Below are 7,500 nucleotides of genomic sequence, written 5' to 3' on the forward strand. Positions count from 1 at the left end.
AAAACAGCCTCCAATATGGGGTGGTGGGGCTTTTTAGGCAGTCTGGTAGGCGCCATTATTTCCAGTGTTTTTGGCTATTATGGTTATAGAAGCCGTAAGGACACTTTCATGCTTTAAAACGTCTACCTTTAAAGCAAATACATAAAAAGCTGCACGTATAGTGCAGCTTTTTTGCAAAATCTTCTGATTGTCTTTTTGTATTATTGTCTCTCTCATATCAGACAACTTCGCCAGCCCATCATCCTTAATACTCCCCTTTAAAAAAACATAAGGAGCTGGTCATTGCTGCCAATAGGCATTGTGCTTGTTTTGGAAAAGAGCTCTGAAAACTTCCTTTCTCAACTGATCATCAAGAAAAACTATACAAAGCATGGGATATCCCATAAACACGTAGAAGAAAATTGTACCTTATAACCTCTTGGGGAGGAGCATTGTGACAAAGAAAAAATCCATGATTTTTACCCAAATGGGACTTTTCCTTGTTTTGGGCTTTAGCAGCTTTGCCGATGAAACAGCACAAGTTACATTTGCTCTCCACTTAGCAGAAAGCACAGCATCTATTTCAATGCTGCTGTTTGCAGGGCTTGTCGGGGCAATTTGTGCAGGCCCCATTGCACCACGCCTCTTGCATCGCTTCCAACCAGCGCGAACAGTACCCATTGTTTTATTGTTTGAAGCACTCTTCATAGCCGTTGCCGCAATTGCCAACCAATTTTGGGTTTACATTGCCCTTTCTTTCGCACTAGGTTGTGCTGGTTCACTCTTTTGGTCTGCTATCCTCGTTTCCGTCCCAGAATTTGCAACCAATGATCAGCAACTAGATCGACTAAACCGCGTTATCCAAACAGTTCGTAATCTTGGCTACATTGCCGGACCACTGCTAGGGGGTGTATTGTATGGAATATCAAATGGGCAAAAAGGGCTCTTTGCACTATCCATCATGGTTCTTTGTGCTACCTTTATCACTCTCTTCTGTTTTAAAAGTTTAAAAATACATACGCAAACAACAAACACAACACAGCAAGCCAAAAAAGGGCTAGATTTAACGGGTCTCTTGCGTAAAAAAATGTTGTCTATGCTCTTTCTCCCCTCATCATTACCATCATCCTCACCTCTGCTCTCAACGTCTTATCGATTGTCCGCATCCGCACGGAGCTGTACTTCAGTGCAGAAACCTATGGGATAATCACAAGCATGTTAAGTCTTGGCCTCGTGGTTGGTCCACTCTGTTTCTCCAGCCTTTTTCATCGCTTTGGCAATGCCGCTGGAGCATCACTTGCCGCTGCAATAATTGGCTTTGCAATTTTCTGCTTTTCCTTAACACATATTGTATGGTTGATGATGCTGTCATTTTTTATCCTTGGGGGTGCAAACGGCGTACAAAATGCTCTAATGGCAAGTTTTATGATGAAAGCCATTAAAAAAGAACACCGAAACAACCAAATGCCCGCCTATATCTTTATCATACAAACAGCGGTGTGCCTTGGCTTTCTAGGAGCCGGTTTTGTAAAAGTGCATCACACCCAAAGCACACTATTTATCATTGGCATCGCCACAATGATCGCAGGCATATTAGGTTTTATCATAAACCGCACTATGCAAAAAAAGGAATATGATAATGGTTAACGAACTTTACTATCTTTGCTCTCAGGCAAACCAAACCCAAAAATGGCATGACAATCACCCCTCGATGAAATCGTTGTATCTCCCCTATAACCCCATACCAACCAATAAGACTTTGATGAACCACTCTTGAGTGTGGAAGAGCTAACAACCCCAGCAAACAACCATTGCCAAAACTTGATATTTCAAAGCAGAAGAAACCGGTTTAACATCATGCAACAAGATCCTATAGGCTTAAACTTTTACAATGGAACAGGCGGTTATGTATGGCAACTTGCAGACTATATGCGACATGATTGTCATGAGAGCTCCCACACACTTGAATTGCAAAAACCAACACCACCTATAGCCATCAATTCTTTCGCTGTCTACCCACGTGAACTCAATCCTTTATCACACATTCAATGGGCAAAAGATGTACAAATAATAAAAAACAAACCAGCACTCATTGGCAAACGGCAAATACAACCCATCACCATTGTTTCTACAAAAGGAGCGGCATTTGGCGGATTCGACTTTCCCACATTTGAAGCACTTCGTGAAAGCTGCCTTGTCCAATCACTGAGAGAAATACAATTCAATGGTACTCTTCTTGCCTCTGGAAGTCTTTTGATCTCACTTTTACAACACGGGTCTCATTCAAACAAATCAACAAGCCTTTTCACCAGATCATGCAACCGCTCTTTTACGAGAGCCAACAGTATTATCATAGATTCTTCTCTTGACACTCTTGCCATTAATCAACTCAATGGGCGTACAATCCGGCTTCATGAAAAAACAAAACATCTCTTGAAGCAAGCCACCACACCAATGCACATTCAACACCCGCTAGAGGATTCAATAAAGTTTCTTGTAAAAGCAGGAATGCTACGATTGATAAAATTATAAGGATCAAAAGATGTCCCTGATAAGCCCCGATATGGGAACAGAAAATAGTGCACAGCTCATTTATGCACTTATTCAAATGGCAAGACCGCGCACAGTCATTGAAATCGGTGCTGGTGATAGTACGTGCTTGATTGCTAAAGCACTGCAAAAAGCAAAACAAGCATGGCAACAAGATAAAAAACTTTTAGAATCTTCCACCAGGGAAGAGCGTACAGCTTTGCTTGACCCTTCAGGAATCCTTGAGAATTACGAACCACGGCTTATCACCATTGATGATTTTTCAGCAGAAGGCCAATCAGCCGAAGAAGCATGGCAAGAACTGCTTCAAGACGGTATTGAAAAAGACATGGTAACATTTATCCATGAGAATTTCTTCTCTCTCGATGATGAAACGCTCAAATCTTGGGGACCAATAGATTTTGTTTGGCTTGATGCTGGAACGCCCGCAGATGATGTGCGATTTGTTACCACAGTTTGGGAACACATCACCGCTGGTGGTTATCTTTGTCTGCATGAACCAACAATGACAACAACAATTGCTCTCAATGGCGAACAACGGGTTCGACGCGTCAGAACTCCCATCTGGGAAGAAATTCTCTACCGGCTTGATGGCTCCTATGAAGCTTTAACACTCCCCGAAAACCACAAATATCGCCAAAGTGGTCTGGGGATTATTCGCAAACGCACCTCTGCCGAACAAATTGTACGCGCACAATCGCTCCAAGCAGAACTCATAGAAATCAATGAAATTCCCATTCGCAATGATATTTTGCCCATGGGGAAAGAAACCCTTCACAAACGCAATACCCGCAATTCACTGATCTCTGCCATGACCTCACCAACACTGCGCGCTGTTTATGCCGCCATTATCCTTGGTGCAAAAAATCTTACTGATATCCTCAAACATGTCGATTCAGATGCCAAAAACATTCACAAATCCATCAATCGCCTTTTGAATCTTGGACTTATTCACAACACAACAGCAGGATTTCAAGCCGAAGAGACAGTGTGGAAAATGCTAGAAAATAAACATGAGCGAAATAGGGAAAATTTAAGCGACCGCCATTTAGAAACAGAAGAGATGCTATCAAAAATTGGTGAAGCCTTTCAAAAGGAAAAAATCTATAGCGAAACGGAAGTTTCCAAGATATGCAACCTCTTTACGATAGACTTTGCCCGATTACGACGCACTCTTGTTGAGAGAGGTTTTTTACAACGCCATGGAGGCAAATATCAACGCATGCGCTAAAAGAGATTTGAAAAATGATTAGCTAACTCTATCGTTTTTCTTCTCTATTTCAAGAGAATGAATAACCTTCCACTAAAAAAATATAATTTCATTAAAAGGTTACAAAATCATTCATCCCATTCATATGTTGACAATCTATGGGGGGATAGTACATCCTCTTCATAAAGGATAAAATGGAAAAGCAAGAATGCGGGGTGCCAATTGGTTATCAAAAAGGATTGGGTGGTTATCAAAAAGAATTGGGAATAGTCAAAATCATCAGGAGAAGATATAGGATCAAGGTCTCAATGATCTTACGGTTGTTGCGCGAACATCAGGGCACAGTATTGTTGCTCAATCCAAATCATGCTCGATATTTCTAAAAACATCGTAGAAAAAACAATATTCTTGCATTGGACTGGCTGGTGAATCAAGAAGGATCCTATTTCAACGAAATGTGCACAGCAGAAACAGGGCTGACAAAACTTCCTCAAGAGATACAACAAAATGTATTTGATCATTTAACGACACTTCTATGGAAATTCCATGGGCAAAAATAAAATAACTTTTTTCATCTATAGCACAGTTTTTCTTTCTGAATTTTCCTTTTTCTTTGTACTCCCTTTGCTTGGAAACTCTTCTCTCATAACTGCTGCCAATGTCGCTTTTTATCTCGCTGGATCAGTAATCCTTGAAAGCATTCTCATGGTAACCACAACGGGTTTATTAGAAAGATTTTCGCGTAAACTCTTAATGGCTAGCGCCTTTATTTTAAGGAGTAGCGCTTTTGTGTGCATTATCCTATCGCTCACACCTTCTGCATGGTTGATCTTTTTTACCTTAATGGCTTTTTCGAAAGCAGTTTCAAAGCCATTTTTGAGAGAAATTTTATCAGAACATCTCAATGAAAATGCTCTTAAACGCGCATTAACTCTCTATTCTTTTTTTCAAAATGCTGCTGTCGTTATCGCCCCTCTTGTTGCAACGAGTGCCATAAAATACAACGCATCAACCTTCTTAATGGCTTTTTTTGCACTCATTGGTTTGTATCTTTGTGTTCTATCCATTCAAATTGTTTATCATTACCCACATAAAACATTATCTCTTGAAAAGAATAAAAAAACAAAAAAAGCTCTTCTTTCTTCTTTAAAAACAATAATACATAATCGTTCTATTGCTTATTTACTGGTCACGGCTTTGCTTTGTGCATTCCTCATGGGAATTTTCATCACCACCACAACACTTCTCAATAAATTTGACAGCAATCTCGCCCCTTATAGTGGAATTTTCTTTTCAATTGTTGGCATCAGTATTTGTATCTGGCAGGGGGTAATCAATAAACATCTCACCCTTTCCGATAAAGCAACTTTTTATCTGCTCTGCTTTATGGGAAGTTTCGCTGCATTTTTCCTCATAGGTGGGGTCTTTACCGCTGTGATTGCGTTAATTGCCTACAGTGTCTATGAATCTGTCATGATTCCAGAGATATACTATCAAGCAGGGAAAACAACCTCATCCCTCTCTGCCAGTGTTCTTTTTAGTTATATTCTTGTTATTTCAAATATTGGCCAAGCTGCCGGCTCATGGACAAGTGGATGGATCATCAGCCATTTCAACAATCATATCGCTTTCACCTTTTGCATGATTGTTGGTGCCTCCGCCTTTGCTTCTTGCCTTTGCCTCATGCAAACGAAAAAATAAGCAGCTTCCATGTCACATATCATTTTTGAAAACCCGTAGCACAACAAGAGCACTCAAAATAATTCGCCATAAATCACTCAATTATGGGTTTGTAATACAATCTGCGGCAAAGAAGCTCGAAACGGTCTTTAAAGATTGCTCTGTAAGGCTCCGTTGCCAATTGCCTCATAGCATAAAGTATTATGGGGGCAGACAAGCGTAAGGTAGCTACATTCTGCACGAATAATATTCTATTGATATCCATGTGCAACACAGCCAAAGCATTTTTTTATAATTCGCTCATTAAGGATTTTGAACTAATCAATCTCAAGCCTCGCCATGCGCGTTTAACTTTTAATGCCGCCCATTCTCTCTCAATTTATATTTTAGAGCTCATGGATCAGCCATAATAAAAACCATATCACGACTACCAGCATTTTCTCGTGCCATTTTTAATGCCTAAAAAGCATTAAAGGGGGGGTGCTTCTACCCTACAAAACCAAATATTTCTATAGCATGACAGAATGAGTAATCACACCGCTCTATGGTTCTCCTCTTCCCCGCGTTTCTAGGCTCCGCTTCTAAAGTCAGTGGGCAATTTCTGTAAATGCAAAAGGCGCCCTTAAGGATGGCGAATGAGGATGGTGCAAAAGTATTGCCTTGATTATTTTTTTAAGAACAAACTAGCTGGTGTACTATTTTTGGAAAGCTCTCGTGCAGAAATATTATGATGGAGAAGCTAGTCATTATGATAAAAACACAAGTCTTAACTCCGTAAAGAGAGAAAATCTGAGTTTAGATTTAATTCCTACAAAGCCTTTATGCGCGTAAATTACATACCTATACGTTCTTCCCCTACCCTACTTAATTTTATAATAAGACAGCTCCGTATAAAAAACAGCACTATTCTTACATACCATAGCCATTTTCTCTTTACAGGCTTTCTGCTATCAACATAACACTTTACCCTCTTAAAACACTGTTTGCAAAAGGTTTGCATCATCACAATGATCATAAGCATAGGCTCGCTACCCCAAAAAGCTTGCTAGGTAAAAATCCGCCTTAGTATTTAGTGATATAGATAGTGTAGATGTTCAAGGAATTGTGTGCAGTTTTTTTGTTACAAAAAGTTGCAGATTGTTTTGAGGATGAAGATATACAGGTACACATAGAACAAAGGGAGGGATGATATTAAAATCCAAGAGAATCTGAGTTTAGATTTAGTCCTTGCGCGCCCTTTAAGTGCGTGGCATTACGTACCTATACGTTCTTCCCCTACCCATTTTGCTTCCAGAGGTGCATGATGATTAGTCGCATGCCCCTTCTTATTTGGTTTTTTATACGTGAGAAGAGTTGCAAGTGATGAGCATGGCATTCCCATGCGTTTAGACGCTACAACAGGTTTCCTCCTGCTTTTATTTTCAGAGATTGATGCTATTTTTTGTTTTGCAGTACTAAGAAGAGCTTTTAGATTTATCGTTTTAGAGAGAAGAAAGCATTCTCTACCTGCCTCTGCCTACCACTGCTTCATTAGCGGCATACCCCTTAGTCCTATTGCATTCTTTTACGGGATGAGAAGACATCCGATCCAGCTCCAAAGCCGCTCCTAGGTCTTGGTGCGTTTAAGGGCCACTAGGTTTTTTACTGTTTTGATAAAGCTTCTATGAGAAAAGTGTAGCAGGAAGGGGAACTTATGTAGGTAAATTACTGACTTTTCCTAGTAGAGGGGAAAGTTTGAATAAAGACTTATTCTATAACATTTTGCATTACGTGCATTATTATATTTTCACGCGATATTATGTGCGTATTGTCATGTTTAGAGGTCATTTGATTTTTATGGGAGTATTAGTGTTTGCATTTGGTTGCGGGGGCAGGATTTGAACCTGCGGCCTTCAGGTTATGAGCCTGACGAGCTACCGGGCTGCTCCACCCCGCGTCATATATTTTAAGACAAGATTTTTTTATTGTCTACTCTGAGTATTGAGCATTGATATTTATCGTTATATTTTTATTTTTGAATTGTTATCTATCATGCCTTTAGCAGACCTGGCGGCGACTTACTCTCCCGTGCCTTAAGACAA

At 40.1% G+C, this 7,500-nt stretch carries 4 protein-coding genes, 1 tRNA gene, 1 rRNA gene and 2 pseudogenes (1 of these 8 only partly in view); 6 read left to right on the forward strand and 2 right to left on the reverse strand.

Annotated elements, in window-relative coordinates; all coding sequences use genetic code 11:
* The 6 genes and pseudogenes from ACFIK0_RS08630 to ACFIK0_RS08655 form a co-directional block, all read left to right on the forward strand.
* Positions 1-117: pseudogene (locus ACFIK0_RS08630) on the forward strand (DUF3792 domain-containing protein); the annotation flags it as partial.
* Positions 118-433: 316 nt separating this feature from the next.
* Positions 434-1,626: pseudogene (locus ACFIK0_RS08635) on the forward strand (MFS transporter).
* Positions 1,627-1,836: 210 nt separating this feature from the next.
* Entirely contained in the window at positions 1,837-2,511 is a 675-nt protein-coding gene (locus ACFIK0_RS08640) for a hypothetical protein (protein WP_375663830.1), read from the forward strand.
* Between the two features lie 10 nt (positions 2,512-2,521).
* Positions 2,522-3,760, forward strand: coding sequence for a DUF2087 domain-containing protein (locus ACFIK0_RS08645; RefSeq protein ID WP_375663831.1), 1,239 nt, complete (start codon positions 2,522-2,524; stop codon positions 3,758-3,760).
* A 173-nt stretch (positions 3,761-3,933) separates the two neighbouring features.
* The gene (locus ACFIK0_RS08650; RefSeq protein ID WP_375631794.1) at positions 3,934-4,122 is read left to right on the forward strand and encodes a hypothetical protein; all 189 of its coding nucleotides are present in this window, start codon (positions 3,934-3,936) and stop codon (positions 4,120-4,122) included.
* Positions 4,123-4,285: 163 nt separating this feature from the next.
* Positions 4,286-5,440 carry an MFS transporter gene (locus ACFIK0_RS08655; RefSeq protein ID WP_273791527.1) on the forward strand — a complete coding sequence of 385 codons (1,155 nt, stop codon included), beginning with the start codon at positions 4,286-4,288 and terminating at the stop codon, positions 5,438-5,440.
* Between the two features lie 1,838 nt (positions 5,441-7,278).
* On the opposite strand, the gene ACFIK0_RS08660 is transcribed toward ACFIK0_RS08655, so the two are convergent.
* Together ACFIK0_RS08660 and rrf are read right to left on the reverse strand one after the other, a co-directional pair.
* A tRNA-Met gene (locus ACFIK0_RS08660) sits at positions 7,279-7,355 on the reverse strand.
* 108 nt (positions 7,356-7,463) lie between these two features.
* A 5S ribosomal RNA gene (gene rrf / locus ACFIK0_RS08665) occupies positions 7,464-7,500 on the reverse strand (it continues 78 nt past the right edge of the window).

This window comes from Bartonella sp. CL63NXGY (genome assembly GCF_042194905.1).
Taxonomy (GTDB): Bacteria; Pseudomonadota; Alphaproteobacteria; order Rhizobiales; family Rhizobiaceae; genus Bartonella.

What these genes read in the sequence shown, in the direction of transcription:
- ACFIK0_RS08640 (WP_375663830.1), top strand. Translation starts at nt 1,837, where the DNA reads ATGCAACAAGATCCTATAGGCTTAAACTTTTACAATGGAACAGGCGGT.
- ACFIK0_RS08655 (WP_273791527.1), top strand. Translation starts at nt 4,286, where the DNA reads ATGGGCAAAAATAAAATAACTTTTTTCATCTATAGCACAGTTTTTCTT.
- ACFIK0_RS08645 (WP_375663831.1), top strand. Translation starts at nt 2,522, where the DNA reads ATGTCCCTGATAAGCCCCGATATGGGAACAGAAAATAGTGCACAGCTC.
- ACFIK0_RS08650 (WP_375631794.1), top strand. Translation starts at nt 3,934, where the DNA reads ATGGAAAAGCAAGAATGCGGGGTGCCAATTGGTTATCAAAAAGGATTG.